General features: G+C 44.6%; 13 protein-coding genes and 4 tRNA genes. 6 read left to right on the top strand and 11 right to left on the bottom strand.

Going from position 1 to position 21,157, the window contains the following annotated elements:
- Nucleotides 1–96: 96 nt before the first annotated feature.
- Nucleotides 97–2,817, bottom strand: coding sequence for a DNA topoisomerase (ATP-hydrolyzing) subunit A (gene gyrA / locus FKN16_RS14530; RefSeq protein WP_170902994.1), 2,721 nt, complete (start codon nucleotides 2,815–2,817; stop codon nucleotides 97–99).
- A gap of 481 nt (nucleotides 2,818–3,298) precedes the next feature.
- Between gyrA and ubiG the strand changes: the two genes are divergently transcribed.
- The 4 genes from ubiG (at nucleotide 3,299) to yfaE (ending at nucleotide 8,286) form a co-directional block, all read left to right on the top strand.
- A complete protein-coding gene (gene ubiG, locus FKN16_RS14525; protein ID WP_031780424.1) occupies nucleotides 3,299–4,006 on the top strand; it encodes a bifunctional 2-polyprenyl-6-hydroxyphenol methylase/3-demethylubiquinol 3-O-methyltransferase UbiG in 708 nt (235 codons plus the stop codon).
- Between the two features lie 501 nt (nucleotides 4,007–4,507).
- A complete protein-coding gene (nrdA, locus tag FKN16_RS14520) occupies nucleotides 4,508–6,790 on the top strand; it encodes a class 1a ribonucleoside-diphosphate reductase subunit alpha (protein ID WP_005394788.1) in 2,283 nt (760 codons plus the stop codon).
- Nucleotides 6,791–6,871: 81 nt separating this feature from the next.
- Nucleotides 6,872–8,005: a class Ia ribonucleoside-diphosphate reductase subunit beta gene (gene nrdB, locus FKN16_RS14515; protein ID WP_005376818.1), complete on the top strand. Its 1,134-nt coding sequence runs from the start codon at nucleotides 6,872–6,874 to the stop codon at nucleotides 8,003–8,005.
- Nucleotides 8,005–8,286 (top strand): class I ribonucleotide reductase maintenance protein YfaE, encoded by a 282-nt coding sequence (gene yfaE / locus FKN16_RS14510; RefSeq protein ID WP_005376817.1) that lies wholly within the window; start codon nucleotides 8,005–8,007, stop codon nucleotides 8,284–8,286. Before nrdB ends, yfaE begins: the two co-directional genes overlap by 1 nt.
- A gap of 95 nt (nucleotides 8,287–8,381) precedes the next feature.
- Here the strand turns inward: yfaE and FKN16_RS14505 are convergent, their stop codons facing one another.
- Complete coding sequence (locus tag FKN16_RS14505; RefSeq protein ID WP_170902993.1) at nucleotides 8,382–9,614, bottom strand: CinA family nicotinamide mononucleotide deamidase-related protein; 1,233 nt, start codon at nucleotides 9,612–9,614, stop codon at nucleotides 8,382–8,384.
- Between the two features lie 193 nt (nucleotides 9,615–9,807).
- Between FKN16_RS14505 and FKN16_RS14500 the strand changes: the two genes are divergently transcribed.
- Together FKN16_RS14500 and FKN16_RS14495 are read left to right on the top strand one after the other, a co-directional pair.
- Nucleotides 9,808–10,710 (top strand): DUF3943 domain-containing protein, encoded by a 903-nt coding sequence (locus FKN16_RS14500; protein WP_170903019.1) that lies wholly within the window; start codon nucleotides 9,808–9,810, stop codon nucleotides 10,708–10,710.
- A 226-nt stretch (nucleotides 10,711–10,936) separates the two neighbouring features.
- On the top strand, nucleotides 10,937–11,449 hold the full coding sequence (locus FKN16_RS14495) for an ACT domain-containing protein (RefSeq protein WP_005394795.1): 513 nt from the start codon (nucleotides 10,937–10,939) through the stop codon (nucleotides 11,447–11,449).
- A 78-nt stretch (nucleotides 11,450–11,527) separates the two neighbouring features.
- Here the strand turns inward: FKN16_RS14495 and nspC are convergent, their stop codons facing one another.
- The 9 genes from nspC to uvrC all read right to left on the bottom strand — a co-directional run bounded on the left by nspC (nucleotide 11,528) and on the right by uvrC (nucleotide 21,156).
- Complete coding sequence (gene nspC / locus FKN16_RS14490; RefSeq protein ID WP_005394797.1) at nucleotides 11,528–12,661, bottom strand: carboxynorspermidine decarboxylase; 1,134 nt, start codon at nucleotides 12,659–12,661, stop codon at nucleotides 11,528–11,530.
- A gap of 103 nt (nucleotides 12,662–12,764) precedes the next feature.
- Nucleotides 12,765–14,009: a carboxynorspermidine synthase gene (locus FKN16_RS14485; protein ID WP_005394799.1), complete on the bottom strand. Its 1,245-nt coding sequence runs from the start codon at nucleotides 14,007–14,009 to the stop codon at nucleotides 12,765–12,767.
- Between the two features lie 18 nt (nucleotides 14,010–14,027).
- Nucleotides 14,028–16,904 carry a pyridoxal phosphate-dependent class III aminotransferase gene (locus FKN16_RS14480; RefSeq protein WP_170902992.1) on the bottom strand — a complete coding sequence of 959 codons (2,877 nt, stop codon included), beginning with the start codon at nucleotides 16,902–16,904 and terminating at the stop codon, nucleotides 14,028–14,030.
- Between the two features lie 911 nt (nucleotides 16,905–17,815).
- Nucleotides 17,816–17,891, bottom strand: a tRNA-Gly gene (locus tag FKN16_RS14475).
- A gap of 13 nt (nucleotides 17,892–17,904) precedes the next feature.
- Nucleotides 17,905–17,991 (bottom strand) — tRNA-Leu (locus FKN16_RS14470).
- A gap of 77 nt (nucleotides 17,992–18,068) precedes the next feature.
- Nucleotides 18,069–18,144 (bottom strand) — tRNA-Gly (locus FKN16_RS14465).
- 37 nt (nucleotides 18,145–18,181) lie between these two features.
- Nucleotides 18,182–18,255: transfer RNA gene (locus FKN16_RS14460), tRNA-Cys, on the bottom strand.
- 464 nt (nucleotides 18,256–18,719) lie between these two features.
- The gene (gene pgsA / locus FKN16_RS14455; RefSeq protein WP_005394805.1) at nucleotides 18,720–19,277 is read right to left on the bottom strand and encodes a CDP-diacylglycerol--glycerol-3-phosphate 3-phosphatidyltransferase; all 558 of its coding nucleotides are present in this window, start codon (nucleotides 19,275–19,277) and stop codon (nucleotides 18,720–18,722) included.
- 46 nt (nucleotides 19,278–19,323) lie between these two features.
- Nucleotides 19,324–21,156: an excinuclease ABC subunit UvrC gene (uvrC, locus tag FKN16_RS14450; RefSeq protein WP_025767270.1), complete on the bottom strand. Its 1,833-nt coding sequence runs from the start codon at nucleotides 21,154–21,156 to the stop codon at nucleotides 19,324–19,326.
- Between the last annotated feature and the right edge of the window lies 1 nt (nucleotide 21,157).

Here is a 21,157-nt window from a genome sequence, read left to right as displayed (position 1 = left end):
TAGTGTACTGGTTTAATGCTTGTATTGCGTTGATAGAGGTACAAAAAAGCCGAGCAACTGAGGCTCGGCTTTTTACATTAGAATAGTGACGAAAGATTACTCTTCGTTACCTTCCTCTGCATCATCAGCGGCTGGCGCTTCTGGAGTATCTTGCTGCGTATTTTCGTCTGTTGACTCTAACGCTTCTGCTTCTTCACCAGCAGGCAGCTCTTCTTCATCAACTTCTTCAATACGTTGCAAACCAACAACAGATTCGTCTTCCGCAGTACGGATAAGCGTTACACCTTGCGTGTTACGACCAACCTGGCTAACTTCACCCACACGAGTACGTACTAGTGTACCAGCGTCGGTGATCATCATCATTTCATCACCTTCAACAACCTGGATAGCACCAACTACCGGGCCGTTTCGCTCAGAAACTTTGATAGAAACGACACCTTGAGTGCCACGACCTTTTGTCGGGTACTCACTCAGCGCTGTACGTTTACCGTAACCGTTTTCTGTAACTGTTAGGATGTCGCCTTCGTGCGAAGGAACGATAAGTGATACCACTTGGTCATTTTCAGCCAGTTTCATACCACGAACACCAGAGGCAGTACGACCCATAGGACGAACACCTTTAAACTTGATCTCTGGCTGACCATTCTCATCAAGAACTGGCTTACCATTTTCGTCAAGTACTGGAATTTCTTCTGCTTCTTTAAAGCGAACCACTTTACCCGCTTTAGAGAACAGCATGATTTCGTTTTCGCCGTTAGTGATATCCACACCGATTAACGAATCGTCTTCACGTAGGTTTACCGCAATCAGACCATTTGAACGAACATTTGCAAATTGGTTCAACGGCGTTTTCTTAACCGTACCGTCACCTGTTGCCATGAAGATGAATTTGTCTTCAGAGAATTCATCAACACGCAGAATCGCGGTAATGCGCTCACCTTCTTCTAGTGGAAGGATGTTCACAATTGGCTTACCACGAGCAGTGCGGCTCGCTAGAGGCAATTGGTAAACTTTCAGACGGTATGTTTTACCGCGAGTAGAGAAACACAAGATATTATCGTGGGTATTCGCCACTAGAAGACGCTCAATGTGGTCTTCATCTTTCATCTTGGTCGCACTCTTACCTTTACCACCACGGCGCTGTGACTCGTAGTCGCTCAGTACTTGGTACTTAACGTAACCACCGTGCGATAGAGTAACCACAACGTCTTCACGTGCGATCAGCTCTTCCATGTCGATATCATGGCTCGCAGCTGTGATTTCTGTACGACGAGCATCATCAAAGCCGTCACGAACCGCTTCAAGTTCTTCGCGGATCACTTCCATCAAACGCTCAGTGCTTGCAAGGATATGCATGAGTTCAGCGATTTCTTCTAGAAGTGTTTTGTATTCGCCAAGAATCTTCTCGTGTTCTAGACCTGTTAGTTTATGTAAACGTAGATCTAGAATTGCTTGTGCTTGTTGCTCAGTCAGGAAGTACTGACCATCGCGGATACCATATTGAGGCTCTAGCCACTCAGGGCGTGCTGCATCAGTACCTGCACGCTCTAGCATTGCTGAAACGTTGCCTAAATCCCAACCACGAGCAATAAGACCCGCTTTTGCTTCAGCCGGTGTTGGCGCCTTACGGATAAGCTCAATGATTTCATCAATGTTGGCAAGCGCTAGCGCTAAACCTTCAAGGATGTGGGCACGTTCACGCGCTTTACGTAGTTCGAAAATAGTACGACGAGTCACAACTTCACGACGGTGATCAACGAAGCACTTCAACATATCTTTCAGGTTGAATAGCTGTGGTTGGCCATTGTTTAGGGCCACCATGTTGATACCGAAAGTGGTTTGCAACTGAGTCTGAGCGTATAGGTTGTTTAGAACCACTTCGCCCACAGCGTCGCGCTTACATTCAATAACAATACGCATACCATCTTTATCTGACTCGTCGCGCAGTGCACTGATGCCTTCAACTTTCTTATCTTTAACTAGCTCAGCGATCTTTTCGATCAAGCGAGCTTTGTTTACCTGGTATGGGATCTCAGTGACGATGATGGTTTCTTTACCATTCTTCTCCACTTCGATGTCCGCTTTCGAACGCATGTAGATTTTGCCGCGACCTGTTTTGTACGCGTCTACAATGCCTTTACGACCGCTGATCAGCGCCGCCGTTGGGAAATCAGGACCAGGAATGTAATCCATTAGTTCATCAATAGTGATTTCTTCATTATTGATGTATGCAAGACAGCCATCGATCACTTCGCCAAGGTTATGAGGCGGGATGTTGGTTGCCATACCTACTGCGATACCAGAAGCACCGTTAACCAATAGGTTTGGAATTTTAGTTGGAAGAACCGCTGGGATCTGCTCAGTACCGTCGTAGTTTGGTACGTAGTCTACGGTCTCTTTGTCTAGGTCAGCCAATAGTTCGTGGGCAATTTTTGCCATTCGAACTTCGGTGTAACGCATTGCCGCAGCAGAGTCGCCATCGATAGAGCCAAAGTTACCTTGACCATCGACCAGCATGTAACGAAGCGAGAACGGTTGAGCCATACGTACGATTGTGTCGTACACAGCACTATCACCGTGTGGGTGATATTTACCGATTACGTCGCCGACAACACGGGCTGATTTTTTATATGGTTTGTTCCAATCGTTGCCTAGTACGTTCATCGCGAATAAAACGCGGCGGTGTACTGGTTTTAGGCCATCACGCACATCTGGAAGAGCACGACCCACGATGACTGACATCGCATAGTCTAGATATGAACCTCTAAGCTCATCTTCAATGTTTACGGGCGTGATCTCTTTAGCTAAATCGCTCATAGAGCCATTATCCCTCTATTATCTGATCGTAATTACGATACGTGTAAGGTGCAAAAATATAACACACAATTCATCACTTCGGCATCACTTTCCCTCTCCTTTTATCAGGTTGTGAGCTTGGTTATGAATCAAATGTCGAGAATTTGCACACTCATCCCATATCTTTCTGATTAGTGGTTATATTTCGGTCAACATTGAGCAAAATCGGACTCTGTACGTATAAAACCGAGGTGAAATCGTTAATCCCAATATATCCACACAACGTCAAAAATGCAGGTTTTAGAGTATTGTCACTGGCACTAGTTCAAGGGTGAACCGAAAATAATGCAAGCGTTTTCAAAGTTACAGAAACCTGTTGTTGCCGCGCCAGTGAACTCTGTCATTGTCCCTTCACTAAGCACATCGAGGTTGTTTGGGTATAAAACGTTGGAGTATACTGACGCCCTCTAAAGGACTCAGATTGAATGCAATAAAACCAATTATGACTAAAGCACAAAACGTCGACCCAAGTGAAATTAAGAAATTCGAGGACATGGCTTCTCGATGGTGGGATTTAGAAGGCGAGTTTAAGCCACTTCATCAAATTAACCCACTTCGTTTGAACTATGTACTTGAAAAAGCAAATGGCTTGTTTGGCAAGCGCGCACTTGATGTCGGCTGTGGTGGTGGCATTCTTGCTGAAAGCATGGCGAAAGAAGGCGCTATTGTGACTGGACTTGATATGGGCAAAGAACCTTTAGAAGTCGCACGACTACATGCATTAGAAACAGGTACTCAACTGACCTACATTCAGAGCACAATAGAAGACCACGCTATAGAAAACGCAGGGACTTACGATGTCGTGACTTGTATGGAGATGCTTGAACACGTTCCAGATCCTCTCTCCGTTATCCGCTCTTGTGCTGCGCTAGTAAAACCTGGTGGTCACGTGTTTTTCTCAACCTTGAACCGAAACATCAAGTCATACTTGTTTGCTATTGTCGGTGCAGAGAAACTTCTTAAGATTGTTCCTGAGGGGACTCACGAGCACGAGAAGTTTATCAAGCCTGCCGAAATGATGAAGATGATAGACCAAACTGACCTAACGGAAATGGGCATTACGGGCCTGCATTACAACCCTCTTAATGACAGTTACAAACTCGGCCGTAATGTAGACGTAAACTACATCGTTCATACTAAAAAATACTGAACGCCATCATGTTAAAAAATGCGTTTTGTGATTGACATTTTTTGTAGAAAATGAATCGAAAGCGGTAGCACAAAGTTGCCGCTTTTTTTGTCTTTTTATGCCTAAAATTCGTGCTCTAGATTCCATTTTAACCAACCTATTTTTCGTAGATAAAAACGGCCAAAGATCAAGGAAAATATTTTTGCATGCGGTTATTTCTAAACCGATCTCAAAACCGTGCTTTTAACCATTCAAGTCTGCCCTTTTCTCATCGGTTAGTGTTCACTTACTGATTTTTTTCATTTTGTCAGTTATCCACAAGTCATCCCCGATCTGTACCTTGATAAATCAGTGTAATAGCACTATCTTGTAACCCGCAAACAAATGAACCCCTATATGTTGTGTTTAAGCGACAATATATAGATAGACTTTGATCACAAAGCCGCCGCAAGCTTTACTCATATTGCACATAAACAAACAAAAATACGGCTTTTATCAGTTTTCTTAGGGAAATAAAGCAGAATGAACCAACAACTTACCGTCACCAAGCGTGATGGCCGTAAAGAAAGTATCGATCTGGATAAAATCCACCGCGTTATCACTTGGGCTGCAGAAGGTCTAGATAATGTTTCGGTTTCTCAAGTAGAACTTCGCGCTCACATCCAGTTTTACGACGGCATCACAACGACAGATATTCACGAGACAATCATCAAGTCTGCGGCAGACCTGATCTCTGAAGAGACTCCGGATTACCAATACCTAGCTGCTCGCCTAGCGGTATTCCATCTGCGTAAAAAAGCGTATGGCCAATACGAGCCACCAACGCTTTATGATCACGTGTCTCGCCTCGTCGATATGGGTAAGTACGATCAACATATTCTAGAAGACTACACAAAAGCAGAACTCGACGAACTTGATGCGTACATCGACCATAAACGCGACCTAAACTTCTCATACGCGGCAGTTAAGCAGCTAGAGGGCAAGTACTTCGTACAAAACCGTGTAACGGGCCAAATTTACGAAAGTGCTCAGTTCTTATATATCCTTGTAGCAGCGTGCCTATTTGCGAAATATCCAAAAGCAACGCGTCTTGATTACATCAAGCGTTTCTACGATGCGACATCGACATTTAAGATTTCTCTACCTACGCCAATTATGTCTGGCGTGCGCACCCCTACTCGCCAGTTCAGCTCATGTGTTCTGATCGAGTGTGGCGACAGTCTTGATTCTATCAACGCAACAGCAAGCTCGATTGTTCGTTACGTATCTCAGCGCGCTGGTATTGGTATCAACGCTGGTCGTATCCGTGCATTAGGTTCAGAGATTCGCGGTGGTGAAGCATTCCACACTGGCTGTATCCCGTTCTACAAATACTTCCAAACCGCAGTAAAATGTTGTTCGCAAGGTGGTGTTCGTGGTGGCGCAGCGACTGTATTCTACCCAATGTGGCACGGCGAAGCTCGCTCTCTAATGGTGCTTAAAAACAACCGTGGTGTTGAAGAGAACCGTGTTCGTCACATGGACTACGGTGTTCAGTTAAACAAACTGATGTACCAACGTTTAGTTGAGGGTGGCAACATCACACTATTCTCACCTTCAGACGTACCGGGTCTATACGACGCATTCTTCGAAAACCAAGAAGAGTTTGAGCGTCTATACGTGAAGTACGAGAACGATCCTTCAATCAAGAAAGAAACGGTTAAAGCGATTGAAATGTTCACTCTGCTAATGCAAGAGCGTGCATCAACAGGTCGTATCTACATTCAGAACGTGGACCACTGTAATACTCACAGCCCATTTGATTCTGAAGTAGCGCCAGTTCGTCAATCGAACCTATGTCTAGAAATCGCACTGCCAACGAAGCCATTAACTAACGTTGAAGATGACTCGGGCGAGATCGCACTATGTACGCTTTCTGCCTTCAACCTTGGTGCTATCAAGTCTCTAGATGATTTCGAAGAGCTATCTGATCTTGTTGTTCGTGCGCTAGATGCACTGCTTGATTATCAAGATTACCCTCTACCAGCGGCATACAAATCGACGATGAACCGTCGTACGCTAGGTGTTGGTGTGATCAACTTCGCTTATTACTTAGCGAAACATGGCGTGAAATACTCTGACGGTAGCGCAAATGGCCTGACTCACCGTACGTTCGAAGCAATGCAGTACTACCTACTAAAAGCATCGGTAGAACTGGCGAAAGAGCAAGGCAAGTGCCCTTCATTCGACGAAACGAACTACGCGAAAGGCTTACTGCCGATTGATACGTACAAGAAAGATATCGACCTAATTTGTGACGAAGCGCTGCACTACGACTGGGACAGCCTACGTAAAGAAATTATGGAGCACGGCCTACGTAACTCAACACTGACTGCGCTAATGCCTTCTGAGACATCTTCTCAGATTTCAAACGCAACTAACGGTATTGAGCCACCACGTGGTTATGTTTCAGTAAAAGCTTCGAAAGACGGTATTCTGAAGCAAGTTGTACCTGAGTTCACTGAACTTAAAGACAACTATGAACTGCTTTGGAACATCGGTTCGAACGACGGTTACCTACATCTTGTGGGTATTATGCAGAAGTTTGTTGACCAAGCTATCTCTGCTAATACTAACTACGACCCGTCACGTTACGAGACTGGCAAGGTACCAATGAAGAAACTGCTTCAAGACCTGCTAACAGCGTACAAGTTTGGTGTGAAAACGCTTTACTACCATAACACTCGTGATGGCGCAAAAGATGAACAGAAAGACGCTGTTCAACCACAAGATGACGATTGTGCTGGCGGCGGTTGTAAGATTTAATCTACCCGCACCCAACACTCCGTAAAGACAGACTATCGATAACCTCCCCTTATGGGGAGGTTTAAAAGGAATTGAGGCATTATGGCTTACAGTACTTTTAACCAAAAAAAGAATGACCAGTTGAAGGAACCAATGTTCCTAGGTCAATCAGTAAACGTTGCACGCTACGACCAACAAAAGTTTGAGATTTTCGAAAAGCTTATCGAGAAACAACTTTCTTTCTTCTGGCGTCCAGAAGAAGTAGACGTATCTAGTGACCGTATCGATTACAACAAACTGCCAGATCACGAGAAGCACATCTTCATCTCTAACTTGAAGTACCAAACGCTTCTAGACTCTATCCAAGGTCGTAGCCCTAACGTGGCACTGCTACCGCTTGTATCTCTGCCGGAACTAGAGACTTGGATTGAGACTTGGTCTTTCTCTGAAACGATTCACTCTCGTTCTTACACGCACATTATTCGTAACATCGTGAACGACCCTGCTGTGGTATTTGATGATATCGTTGAGAACGAGCACATCCTGAAGCGTGCAAAAGACATCGCGCACTACTACGACGATTTGATTCAAGCGACGAATGATTACCATCGCTACGGTGAAGGTGAGCATGTCCTTAACGGTGAAACGGTTAAGGTTAGTCTGTACGATCTGAAGAAGAAACTGTACATCTGTCTGATGTCTGTTAACGCACTAGAAGCCATCCGTTTCTACGTTAGTTTCGCATGTTCATTCGCTTTCGCTGAGCGTGAGCTAATGGAAGGTAACGCGAAAATCATTAAGCTGATTGCACGTGATGAAGCGCTTCACCTGAACGGTACGCAACACATGATCAACTTGCTACGTAACGGTCAGGATGATTTCACTTTCATGCAAATCGCAGAAGAAGCAAAACAAGACTGTTTTGACCTATTCAAAGAAGCGGCTGAGCAAGAAAAAGAGTGGGCAGAGTATCTATTCAAAGATGGCTCTATGATCGGTCTAAACAAAGACATCCTAAGCCAATATGTTGAATACATCACCAACATCCGTATGCAAGCAGTAGGTCTACCTGCAGCTTATCCAGAAGCAACAACCAACCCAATCCCATGGATTAACGCTTGGTTGTCTTCAGATAACGTTCAAGTTGCGCCTCAAGAAGCGGAAATTTCTTCTTACCTTGTGGGTCAAATTGACAATGAAGTTCGCGCAGACGACTTCGAAGGATTCGAGCTGTAATGGCAACACTCAAAATCAACAAACTCATCAGTATTGAATCTAACCCTTCCAATACAATTTTGGAAACAATGGAGCAAGCTGGCTTATTACCAGAATACAACTGTCGTGATGGGCACTGTGGCGCTTGTCGCTGCAAGTTGGAATCTGGTGAAGTGGAGTATGTTGGTTTTGCCATGGCTTACACGCAAAGTGATGAGATATTACCTTGTATCTGTAAAGCAAAATCGGATTTGTCACTCAGTGGCGTTAACTACGCGATGAAAGAAAAGCAGCGCGCATAACGTGACTCGACGGTATAAAACGCAAAAGCCAAGGTGATTACCTTGGCTTTTTTATATCTACGTGTTTTATCTCTCAGGCTGTCATAGGTCTCTGGTTATAAAGCACTACCTGGGAGATGCATCTCTTTAACTTTCTCTAAAAATGCATAATGTGCAAACATCGGTTTACGTTCTAGGTAGCGACGCAACAAGTCTAGTGCTGCCGTGCTGATCACTTTAACTTGATCATTGCGCTGATACTTTTTCGAGAGTTTATATAACGCTCCCCACTCGCCTGACGGTGTCGATAAAGCGACGGAAAAAACACCCTCTTCAATATCGCCAGTGACGAGTGATAAATCCGTCCCACACTTCTCTCGCGTCGCTCCTGCCAGAGCAAACGTTTCTGCTAATGGGTCTCCGCTGTTGCTCATCGCTTGAGTCTGGCTTGGTAGTACCCAACCATGTCCAAGTTGCCTTTCAGCTTTTTCATCACTATTTAACCAATAAGTTAAGTATCCACCACTGCTTTTTTCGGAAACCGACACGGTTAACTCTTTATCCACCAACAGCTGGCCGACATTTTCAACCATAGGTAAATCAATACTAACGGTATTGCTTTCAAGATGCTTATTGATCATCTGTACCAACTTCAAACGCTGTTCAAGCTGGTCAGAAGGGCCAAAGAGTTTCACTTCAATAAAAGGTAAGTAAGAGCGATAACCAAGCTCATACCCTTGAGGAAGTTTTAGCTGATCAAGCTTGTCCGAGATGCCGGATTCGGAAAGGCCGAACGTATAGATTCGACTACAACATGAACCTTGCACCTCTGGAAAAGCTCTTCTCAGATCAGGCAAAATTTGCGTCTCTGCCATAAGCTTAAATTCACTTGGCACACCCGGCGTAAAATAAAAAATGGCATCATTAATCAGCATCTTAAAACCACAGGCCGTGCCTATCGGGTTATCCAGAATCTCAGCCGTTTCTGGTAGCATGGCTTGTTTTAAATTACTGTCTGGCATTGGGATGCCACGTCGAGCATACAAACTTTCTAGATGCTGCAGCCACTCTTTGAAAAGCACGAGTTTACACTCAGCTGCTCTCGCAGCGGCGGCCGCACTCATATCATCGGTCGTTGGCCCTAAACCACCATTCACGATCACCACGTCATTGTTGAAGCTCAACATTAAAAACTCTTCAACCAAGCTCGACAGGCTATCACCAACCGTTGAACGCTTTGTTAAGCCAAATCCATGTTGATAAAACAGGCTAGACAACCATGCCGCATTAGTATCAACAATATCACCGTGGAGCACTTCCTCACCGGTACTAAGCATTGCTATTTTCACAACTGACTCCTGAACATAAGCACAATCCTATTATTCGTTATAGTGCTTATTTTTCTTTTTATTTGGACGAATCTCGACGAGATATATTGGGACTAAATAAGGATCAAGTATTTAAATGGTTGATGTTTTGAGGGATAATTGCGAGCCCGATCATCACACCATCAACTCGGAGACCTTTGTGTCAAAATCATCCATGTTCAAGAAAACTCTAACTGGCCTTTGCTTGACTTCGTCAGCACTTGCGCACGCAAGTCAGTACGATATGACCAGTCATACGGAGTTTTCTTACACACCTGATTGCTTGTCAGGTTACTGCGAAACGACGACTCTGTACACCTTCGAGTCTCAAAATCGCGGTCTTATGTTTGAACAGAATAATGATGATTCATTAAATCTTGATGCAGGGCTTCAGCCTAAACATCTCATTATCCCTCAAGATAAAGACTGGGATTACCTCATGGGTCAAACCTACACCATTCTTGGCCTGAGTATCGCAACCGTTGGTATGATGACTTTCCTTCCAGAAAGCATCACTAAGTGGGACGAAGAAGACCGAGACATGAGTAAGCTGGGTCAAAAATGGAAAGATAATGTCTCTGACGGGCCTGTTTGGGATCGTGATGAACATGTCCTCAACTACATCATGCATCCTTATTTTGGCGGCGTTTACTACACAGCCGCACGCCACGCTGGCTATAACGAGTTTCAGTCATTCTTGTACTCCGCAACCATGTCAACGTTCTTTTGGGAGTACGGAGTAGAAGCATTTGCAGAAGTGCCATCTTGGCAGGATATTTTTATCACTCCATTCTTTGGTGCTGTGGTTGGCGAAATGATGCTCACTGCTGAGCAAGATATTGTAGCAAACGGCGGCGAAGTCATGGGCTCTGAAACCGTCGGTGATGTATCACTCTTCTTCCTAAACCCTGTTGGACATATCCATTATTGGGTAACCGATACATGGGGCGGTAGTGCAGAACTACAATTTAATTCATCACCTTGGTTTGGTAATCAAGACGTCGCAAAATTCGCAATGGACGCAGGCGCCAACTACGATAGCCAATTTTACGGTGTCGAACTAAAAGTAACATTTTAGCCTTGACTTGAGTTGATACTCAGTAGAAAAGCAGCCTTATGATGGCTGCTTTTTTGTGCCCTAAACATCGTTTTAATTATTTGCTTCACGAATTAGTGTCAAAAATTGACTTTCATCAAACATAACCCTCTCCTAGCACCTACACTAAATAAAAGGATTTATTCCAATAACTTAAGTAGCACGTTTATTCGTACTGCGTCCAAACCTTATTCCAGGAGGGGACATTATGAACACCGTATTTATTGTTAATTTTGTCGGACAAGCGTCACCCGCAACCATCAAAGAGCTCGCAGCAATTACTCATGAAAATGGCGGTAAATGGCTGATAAGCAAAGTAAACTTTATCGAAGATCAAGTTGCAGGTGTCATCAAAGTAGAGCTTCCAAGAGAAAATGCCGACATCGTTAAAGAGGCGTTCTCTTCATGTCAAACTCTTGTGGTTAGGTTCGTTGACTCGGATCCTCACTCGCATCGTGAAGACACCATCTTTCAGCTTCGCTTAGATGCCAACGATAGAGCAGGTATTGTGAATGAAATTACTCACGTTCTCGATAATCAAGGCATTTCAATTCTAGATATGGATTGCCAACGCGTATTCATTGCAGGCGGCGGTGGGGTAAGCTCCAGCTTATTCAGCGCAAAAATGGCGATTAAACTGCCTAGCGAGCTAGAGATAGAGGACGTGGCTAATGAGTTAGAATCTCTGAGTGAAGACACTCGTGTAATTGTAGAAAGCTAACTGCATACCTTTAACGCTTCCCCAATAAAAAAGAGCAGCAATTCAGCTGCTCTTTGTCGTTCTAATACTCAATACGTTTTATTTCACCGACCACTGAGATAGTGAACGTTTGAAATCAGAGTAGTCAAATTCATTCAGTTTTTGAATGTCACCATTCGAGCGTTCACAGTAAACCGAAGGCATACGTAGACCGTTAAACCAGTTCAGTTTCACCATGGTGTAACCTGCACTATCTAGAATGTGCAGACGCTGTCCGATCTCGAGAGGCTGTTCGAAGTTCGCCACGCAAAACTGGTCACCAGCTAAACAAGAGCACGATCCAATCACGTATTCATGTTCACCGTTTTCAGATGCTTCAAGAATGGACGCTGGCTCGTTGTAGATAAGCGTATCCAAACGGTGAGCTTCTGTTGCTGAATCGACAATCGCCGTCTTCTTCACGTTCTCCACAATATCAACCACTGTTACAACAAGATCGGTTGTCTTAGTGATGATCGCTTCACCCGGCTCTAGATACATTTGTACGCCGTGTTTCTCTGAGAATGCTTTAAGCGCTAAACCCAACTTCTCGATGTCGTACCCCGGCCATGTGAAGAAAACGCCGCCACCCATGCTTACCCAGTCCAGCTTATCTAGGTACTCGCCAAACTGCTCTGAAATAGCATCGAGTAAGCCGATAAACGCATCCACGTCTTTGTTCTCACAGTTCATGTGGAACATTACGCCATCAATACCATCAAAAATTTCCGGTTTGATGTGATCAGCCTGAACACCAAGACGAGAGAATTGACGAGCTGGGTTTGCTAAGTCTTGCCCTGCGTAGCTCACACCTGGGTTTAGTCGCAAGCCAATCGATGCTTTACCTTCGACAATATGACGATAAGCCGCTAGCTGTGACTGAGAGTTAAAGATCATCTTGTCACAGATGTCCGCCACGTCGCGAACGTCATCTTCGCTGTAACCCACACTGTATGCGTGTGTCTCACCACCGAACGTTTCGTAGCCAAGCTTCACTTCAAACGGGCCAGAGCTGGTTGTTCCGTCTAGGTAAGGCTTGATGATGTCGAATACACCCCATGTTGAGAAGCACTTCAGTGCTAATACAAGCTTCACACCAGAGATGTCTTTTAGCTGTTTTGCTTTCTCTAGGTTCTCAATCAGCTTGTCTTCATTGATCATGAAGTATGGCGTTTTTAGTTCGTTTTGTTGCATTTTGATACCTTACGTCCCTTCGCCTTAGCAAAGGCACTATAAAATCGAACAAAGCCGACGCAAGTGCATCGGCTTAAACGTACAAATAAGAGTCGCTAAATTCTTACTTCAATTTATGGATAACAGGTTGTCCTGGCTCCAGTTCTTGAACATGCCAATCTAGACCAATCGATGGCATGGTTTCTAGGAATGGGTCTGGATCTAGCTGCTCCATGTTGAACACGCCTTTGTCTGCCCACTTACCACGGAAAAACTGCAAAGCCGCGGTGATCGCAGGTACGCCAGTGGTGTATGAGATAGCTTGGTGTTCAACATCTTCGTATGCAACTTCGTGATCTGCGTTGTTGTAGATAAATACGCTGCGATCTTTACCGTCTTTCTTACCTTGTACCCAAGTACCGATACACGTTAAGCCTGTGTAACCTGGTGCGAGAGATGTTGGGTCCGGCAGTAGCGCTTTCAATACGTGTAGAGGTTGGACTACCGTGCCGTCGTGCAGCGTCAGTGGGTCTGGGCTGAGTAGACCAATATCGCGCATTACGTTGAAATAGTTCAGGTAACGGTCACCGAACCCCATCCAAAACTCAATGCGTTTCGCCGGGATGAACTCTTGCATAGATCGAACTTCGTCGTGCGCCATTGAGTACACTTTATGTGAACCACAGTTCGGGAATTCAAACTCAAGCATACGTGAGTGACAAGGTACTTGTTTCCACTCGCCGTTTTCCCAGTAGAAGGAATCACCTTGAATCTCAAGCATGTTCGTTTCTGGGTCAAAGTTAGTTGCGAACTTCTTACCGTGGTCACCTGCGTTTACATCCATTACGTCGATAGTATCGATTTCATCGAACAGATGTTTCACCGCGTATGCAGCAAACACCGATACTACGCCCGGATCGAAACCGGCACCAAGAATACCTGTGATACCCGCCTCTTCAAACTTCTCACGGTAGCCCCACTGCCAATCGTAAGCTTGAGGTACTTGTTGGCCTTCAGAGCACAAATCAACCGCAACAGATGTATCAAGGTATGACACTTTAGCTTGGTAACATGCTTCCATAATAGACATGTTCACCCAAGGAGGACCCGCGTTGATCACTAAGTCAGGCTGCACTTCTTTAATTAAAGCAACTAAAGAATCTACGTCGTCCGCGTTTACCGCACGAGCTTCTAGTTTCTTAGTTGAATCTTTCAGATTGTTTTTCTTCTGAATCGATTCGATGATTTTCTCACACTTACCTACGGTACGTGATGCGATTGTGATATCACCCAGAACGTCGTTGTTTTGTGCTGCTTTATGTGCAACTACCCAGCCAACGCCGCCTGCACCAATCTGTAGAATTGCCATAGTTTTCCGTTACCTTTGTTAAACTAGCTCTGCCGCTAGCGTATTGATTTTTGAGAGCAAAGATTCAAAGTCCGCCGTCGTCAGACACGGGTTCAAAATCGTAAATTTAAGCGCGGTTTTATCGTCGACAATGGTTTCACCCAATACCGCGATACCGCGTGTTAACGCTTCTAAGCGCAACGTTTTGTTCAGTTCGTCAAGATCCGCTGATTCATGTGTCGCGCGGAACAGAACCGTAGATAGCGATGGTTCAGCCAACAACTCAAAGTGTTTGTTATCTCGAATCATGTCCGCAACTTCAAGCGTCTGATCAAGCAAATGATCGTACATATCGCCTAGGGCTTTTGGCCCCACGCTTTGCATCGTCATAAACACTTTGAGCGCATCAAAACGCTTAGTTGTAGCAATAGACTTATCCACCAAGTTCGGTAGTTCGTCGTGTTCGCGGTTCAAGTAGTCTGCGTGATGAAGCAGGAATTTAAAGTTAGACTTGTCATTCACCAACAGCGCGCCACAACTGATGGTTTGGTAAAACAACTTGTGGAAGTCTACGCTGATGGAGTGTGCACGCTCACAACCTTTCAGACGGGCTTTTTGGCTACTTAGAATCAGAGCTCCACCGTATGCACCGTCGACGTGCATCCACATGTCATGTTTCGCTGCCATATCGGCGATAAAGTCTAGGTCATCAATAGCACCGTGATCCGTTGTGCCCGCTGTGCCGACAATTGCAAATGGGATCAAACCTTCTGCTTTTGCCTGATTTAGAACTTCGTCTAACTTAGTGACATCCATCGTTCCATCGGCATTAGCATCGACGGTCATAACCGCTTTTTCACCCAACCCCATCCAAGACGCTGATTTTTGAACCGTGAAGTGGGATTTTTTCGAACATACAATACGCAGCTTGTCTGCGTATTCAGGAAGGCCAAGCTTTTGAATTGAGTGCGCACTGAGTTTGTCAGCAATCCAATCACGCGCAAGCATCAAACCCATTTGATTACTTTGCGTGCCGCCGCTCGTGAAGATACCGTCCGCTTTTTCACCTAACTCGTATTTATCGCATAGCCAGTTCACAACTTTCTGTTCAACATAAGTCGCTGATGAAGCTTGATCCCATGAGTCCATTGATTGGTTCAAAGCCGCAATCATTGCCTCTGCGGCAATAGCAGGCATCAACGGTGGAGTATGAAGGTGAGCGATACAATCTGGATGTTGAGTAAAAATCGCGTTTTTCGCGACCAACTCGGCTGCATCATCAATAACCGTTTTGAGAGGCGCATTTTTATTGTCAAGATCAACAGCATGGATCGCTGCTTCCAATGCTTTTGGATCCATACCTGAGTATGGTGCAGCAACCTGTTCAAACACTGATTTCATTGCTGTCGTAGTGTGATTCATCACCGAAGCAAACTCATTGCTGCCCAACTCTCCAGTGTGGATGAAATGCTTCTTCCATTCATCTTGTGGCTGAGTTTCGATGTGACTACCGCCTGCTGCTAAAATCGCGTCTTCAAATACACGTAAAGCAAAGTCGATTTGCTCAAACGAGATGATAAGAGGAGGAAGGAAGCGAATTACTGCACCTTCACGTCCGCCTTTCTCAACGATCAAGCCACGCTCAAGTGCTGCGCGTTGAATGGAAAGAGTGAGTTCACTATCCGCTTGAGGTTCGCCAAATTTATTGAGCTCACCGTTTGGATTTTTAATCTCCACACCAAGCATCAAGCCTTTGCCACGTACTTCTGCGATACAGTTCACGCGCTTTTGAATGCTTTCAAGACCATAGTGCAAATACTGGCCCGCAATATTGGCATGCTCAACCAGATTGTCACGCTGGATGATTTCTAATGCTTTCGCACCAGAGACCATGGCTAACTGATTGCCACGAAACGTACCTGTGTGTTCGCCCGGCTTCCAAGTATCATGCTGCTTGTTGATAACCAATAGCGACATTGGTAAGCCACCGCCAATAGCTTTTGATAAACACAGGATATCTGGAACAATTCCCGACTCTTCAAATGCGAAATTGTAGCCAGTTTTACCAACACCACACTGGATCTCATCGAAGATCAGTAAGATACCGTGTTCATCACAAATACGACGTAACTCTCGCAGCCAGAATGCTGGCGCAGGAACAACACCACCCTCACCTTGCACTGGCTCAACGATGATCGCAGCAGGCTTCATAATGCCCGATTCATCATCGTTTAAAAGACGATCGATATAACGAATGCTTGCTTTCGCACCTTCATCACCGCCAAGCCCAAATGGACAACGCAGATTGTATGGGAAAGGCATAAAGTGCACATCTGACATTAAACCAGTTCGACGCGCTTTCGTACCTAGGTTGCCCATCATGCCCATTGTGCCGTTAGTCATACCATGATATGCGCCACGAAAAGCAAACATGGTGTTGCGACCAGTAGTCTGCTTCGCGAGTTTGATCGCGGCTTCAACTGCATCGGCTCCAGACGGACCACAAAATTGGATAACGCTGTTCTCACTTAACTCTTGAGGAAGAAAAGATTTAACAGATTGAATAAACGTCGTTTTTGCTGATGTTGCAATATCTAGCGTCTGATATGGCAGACCCGAATCTAATTGCTCTTTCAGAGCTTGGTTTATTTCAGGATGGTTATACCCCAAAGCTAGAGTGCCCGCCCCCGCAAGGCAGTCTAAAAAGATCTGTCCACGTGTATCTTCAACCAAGCAACCAAAAGCTTGTTTGATTGCGATTGGCAAGCGACGTGGATAAGAACGCACTTCAGATTCATGCTCAGCCTGATCAATCAATACTTGATCTGGCGTTAAGTCATACGTTCCCTCAACGATAGGAACCTGAGACGAAAAAATGTTTGCGATATTGCTATCGACTTCAAAGGCAGTGCTCATACTACATAATCCCTTGAATTATAATAATTCTATATCCTGTATTAATAATCATTGGAATGAAGTTACAGGAGGTGTGTATACCCCTCCGCATTTGTCAGTGCAAAATGACAAATACAGATCATCTGCCACGATATTCGTGACTTTATATGTAAAAGGGATTAATCAAGGTTCCGTAATGCACCCGTTTTGTAAAACAGGACATTTCGGCAGTATGAAGCTGATTAGTGTGTGTTTATTCAAAGGTTTCAATGTTGGGTTTCCCATTAATATGCCGCTTTTACAGCATTAGTATCCCGTCTATCGACAAAAGGCTTTGCCGATACCTACCCTACGCAGTGTCACAATCAGCTTGAATGGTCACTACGCGTATCCCCCAGAGATCAAACGTTGTTAATTACGCTCCGAGATTGCGCGCGAATTTATCACAAAATAAAATCTTCTGGCAACGATTTTTCATATTAGTAACAGTGACGCAAATCACAACAAAGTTCCCCCTAGTGATATTTGTACATTCATACTCATCTACAACGCTTTTCTTCTTTTCTCAAATACCTGTTATTTAAACAAATATCCTTACAATATCAGCGCCATGAACCAAAACGGTTTATGAACATACCACTCTTTAATCGTAGAACATTATTTTCAGTATCCAAGGCATTTAACAGAGCTAGTATTTACGTTACTGCTCAGCCTAAATCGATGAGTCTTTATTCACAGAACTTTGATTGACTAAACTTAAACTAGTCGGATAGGTATGGCCATGAAGTGACGTTGCTATGGCTAAAATTAACAAGGAGTTAAGTTAGTAAGCTGAAGGAGCTCAGTGCTTAAAGAAATACATCGCGAAGAAGAAATTTAAGATTTTAAGAAATACAAAAAAGGCCCAGCATTTTGATGCTGGGCCTTAAACCTGGAGCGACACACGAGGTTCGAACTCGTGACCTCAACCTTGGCAAGGTTGCGCTCTACCAACTGAGCTAGTGTCGCATTTAATATGAGATGGTGCCCCGGGCCGGACTTGAACCGGCACAACGCGAACGTCGAGGGATTTTAAATCCCTTGTGTCTACCAATTCCACCACCAGGGCACACAAATATTCTTTGTGATGCCTTTACAGAAAAGTAAAACACCATCTGATACCGCTAACGCCATATCAATAAAATTTGGAGCGACACACGAGGTTCGAACTCGTGACCTCAACCTTGGCAAGGTTGCGCTCTACCAACTGAGCTAGTGTCGCATTTATTCTCGAAAGCTATTCACTCTCAAAAGAATAATGGAGGCGCCTCCCGGAGTCGAACCGAGGTCCACGGATTTGCAATCCGCTGCATAGCCACTCTGCCAAGGCGCCTCATCTGTGAACAAAGCTAAGCTTTTTCACCACCCTGTTGAGCTGTGCTCTCTTGGGTACGGAATGCATTCTACGGATTCGAGCGATCGAGTCAACACTATTTTTATTTTTTTAAATCGTTTGACTAGAATTTGTGCGAAAGACGGTAGATTGCTTAGTTTTAATACTAAAAATCGCTTAAATACACTTGTTTATCATAAAACTTTGGCTACGCCTTACACTGCTGGCCGTGCGTTACGTGTATTGAAGCGTTAACAATCAGGAGACTCGCTTCTCTGAGGCTCTCCAAGGGCAAAAACAAGACTTAGATCACATATGGAATTCTATCGAAACAGGAACTCTCAGATAGAAATTTCAAGTATGGCCGTTAGCAAGCATTGAAAAACGTGAGAAGCAAAGAAATGCCGTAGATTATCTTAGATACAAAAAAGCAGGCTATTAAGCCTGCTTTCTAATATCAGAATTTAATGATGCTCTTCATTCAACAGATCGTCTTTCGCAGCAGCTAAATATTGAATCATTGACCAATATGTCAAGAAAGTAGCCACATACAAGGCCGCAAAGCCTAACCAAACCATCCATTCATCGTAACGCCATATCAACACCCATAAGGCGAACATTTGCGAAACAGTTTTTACTTTGCCAACCCAAGATACCGCAACACTCGCTCGCTTACCGATTTCAGCCATCCATTCTCGCAATGCTGAGATAATGATTTCTCGCGCAATCATCGTTACCGCAGGAATGGTCACCCAAATTGAATGATAATGTTCCGTGATTAGAATCAATGCCGTTGCCACTAGCACTTTATCAGCGACAGGATCAATAAAAGCGCCAAAACGAGAAGTTTGGCCAAGTTTACGGGCCAACATGCCGTCAAGCCAGTCAGTAAAACCCGCTACCCAAAACACCATTGCTGCTGCAAACGGTGCCCATGAATAAGGTAGATAAAAGACAACCACAAAAACAGGGATTAGGAACAGTCTAAGAAGAGACAGAATGTTCGGGATATTCAAACGCATTTTATTATTCTCTTACACATTGCGGCTTAATGTTGCGCGATTTTCCTTATTGTTTCAATGCTTGGAAAATAATTTCTGCTAAAGAGTGACTTATTCCCGGTACTTTGGCGATTTCTTCGACACTTGCACGTTTAAGTTCTTGTAACCCACCCATGTACTTGAGTAACGCCTGACGTCGTTTAGGGCCAATTCCCTCAATCCCTTCAAGTGCACTCGTACGTCTGGTTTTACCTCGCTTAGCACGATGCCCCGCTATAGCATGGTTATGGCTTTCATCACGAATATGTTGAATAAGGTGCAGCGCTGGAGCATCGCTTGGTAAATGAAACTCGTCCCCATCGACTGTAATCAGCGTTTCTAAGCCTGGTTTGCGAGTGACCCCTTTCGCAATACCAATCATGATGGGACGCTTTGGCCAATCACCCCAATATTGCGAAATAATATCATGCGCACGATTTAACTGACCTTTACCACCATCGATAAAGATGATGTCGGGAATTTTCTCTACGTCCAATTGCTTCGAATAACGGCGCTCCAACGCTTGTCCCATTGCAGCGTAATCGTCACCACCGGTAATCCCAGTGATGTTATAGCGACGATACTCCTGCTTAACGGGGCCTTCATTGTTGAACACCACACACGATGCAATCGTACTTTCCCCCATGGTATGGGAGATATCAAAACACTCCATTCGAGCAATAGACTCCAACTTCAATGTTTCGCGAAGCGCATGAAAACGCTGATTAATCGTCATCTTGTGATTGATTTTGGTGGTAATCGCCGTTAGTGCATTCGTGTTCGAAAGCTTGAGATACCTTGCTCTAGAGCCAGTTGGCGAGGTATGGAAATGAACCTTACGACCAGCAACTTCACTTAACGCTTTCTGTATTGGCGCGATATCTTCTGCCAACTCTTGATTCAAAATAATACGAGAAGGAATCGTGCGTGCTTCGTTATGGCTCAAATAGTATTGAGTCAGAAAACTATCGAACACTTCCTGCTGGCTTGTATTTTGTGGGATTTTCGGAAAATGGCTACGGCTACCAAGCACTTTGCCTTGGCGTATCATCAGGATATGGATACACGCGATACCATTCTCCTGAGCAAACCCGAGTACATCCATATCATCCATGCTGTCTTCTGAGACGTACTGCTGCTCTTGAACACGTCTAATCGCTTGGATTTGATCGCGAAATTTAGCGGCATCTTCAAAGCGCAATTGCTGACTGGCAACTTCCATTTTCTCGATCAGTTGTTTGAGTACTTGCTGGTCTTTGCCTTGCAAAAACATGCGCACAAAGCCAACCAACTCTGCGTATTCTTCATCAGAAATGATGGTATCAACGCATGGCCCTGCACAACGGCCAATTTGGTACATCAAACATGGGCGCGTTCGATTGGAATAGACAGTGTCTTCACACTGGCGCACAGGAAATATCTTTTGCAGCAAATGCAATGTTTCTCTTACTGCACCAGAATCTGGGTAGGGGCCAAAATATTCACCTTTGCGCTTCTTGGCGCCACGGTGGATAGAAAGCCGTGGGTGCTTATGACCGCTAATAAAGATATAAGGGTAAGACTTATCATCTCGCAGCAAAACATTGTATTTCGGTAAATACTGCTTGATGTAGTTATGCTCTAAGATGAGCGCTTCTGTCTCAGTGTGAGTCACTGTGACGTCAATTTTGGCGATATTACTGACAAGCGCGCGAGTTTTCTCACTGTCTACTTTTTTCCGAAAGTAGCTTGAAAGGCGCTTTTTTAGGTCTTTGGCTTTACCTACATAGATGACAACAGCTTCGGCGTTGTACATTCTGTAAACGCCGGGCTGATGAGTTACTGTCTTGAGAAAGGAAGCCGAATCGAAGGGAGGATTCACG

The organism is Vibrio sp. 11-4(1), assembly GCF_013048625.1.
Classification (GTDB): Bacteria; Pseudomonadota; Gammaproteobacteria; order Enterobacterales; family Vibrionaceae; genus Vibrio; species Vibrio diabolicus.
This window is presented reverse-complemented; position numbering and strand designations above follow the sequence as displayed.

What these genes read in the sequence shown, in the direction of transcription:
- FKN16_RS14495 (WP_005394795.1), top strand. Translation starts at nt 10,937, where the DNA reads ATGAACACCGTATTTATTGTTAATTTTGTCGGACAAGCGTCACCCGCA.
- yfaE (WP_005376817.1), top strand. Translation starts at nt 8,005, where the DNA reads ATGGCAACACTCAAAATCAACAAACTCATCAGTATTGAATCTAACCCT.
- gyrA (WP_170902994.1), bottom strand. Translation starts at nt 2,817, where the DNA reads ATGAGCGATTTAGCTAAAGAGATCACGCCCGTAAACATTGAAGATGAG.
- ubiG (WP_031780424.1), top strand. Translation starts at nt 3,299, where the DNA reads ATGACTAAAGCACAAAACGTCGACCCAAGTGAAATTAAGAAATTCGAG.
- FKN16_RS14480 (WP_170902992.1), bottom strand. Translation starts at nt 16,904, where the DNA reads ATGAGCACTGCCTTTGAAGTCGATAGCAATATCGCAAACATTTTTTCG.
- nrdA (WP_005394788.1), top strand. Translation starts at nt 4,508, where the DNA reads ATGAACCAACAACTTACCGTCACCAAGCGTGATGGCCGTAAAGAAAGT.
- nrdB (WP_005376818.1), top strand. Translation starts at nt 6,872, where the DNA reads ATGGCTTACAGTACTTTTAACCAAAAAAAGAATGACCAGTTGAAGGAA.
- nspC (WP_005394797.1), bottom strand. Translation starts at nt 12,661, where the DNA reads ATGCAACAAAACGAACTAAAAACGCCATACTTCATGATCAATGAAGAC.
- pgsA (WP_005394805.1), bottom strand. Translation starts at nt 19,277, where the DNA reads ATGCGTTTGAATATCCCGAACATTCTGTCTCTTCTTAGACTGTTCCTA.
- FKN16_RS14485 (WP_005394799.1), bottom strand. Translation starts at nt 14,009, where the DNA reads ATGGCAATTCTACAGATTGGTGCAGGCGGCGTTGGCTGGGTAGTTGCA.
- FKN16_RS14500 (WP_170903019.1), top strand. Translation starts at nt 9,808, where the DNA reads ATGTTCAAGAAAACTCTAACTGGCCTTTGCTTGACTTCGTCAGCACTT.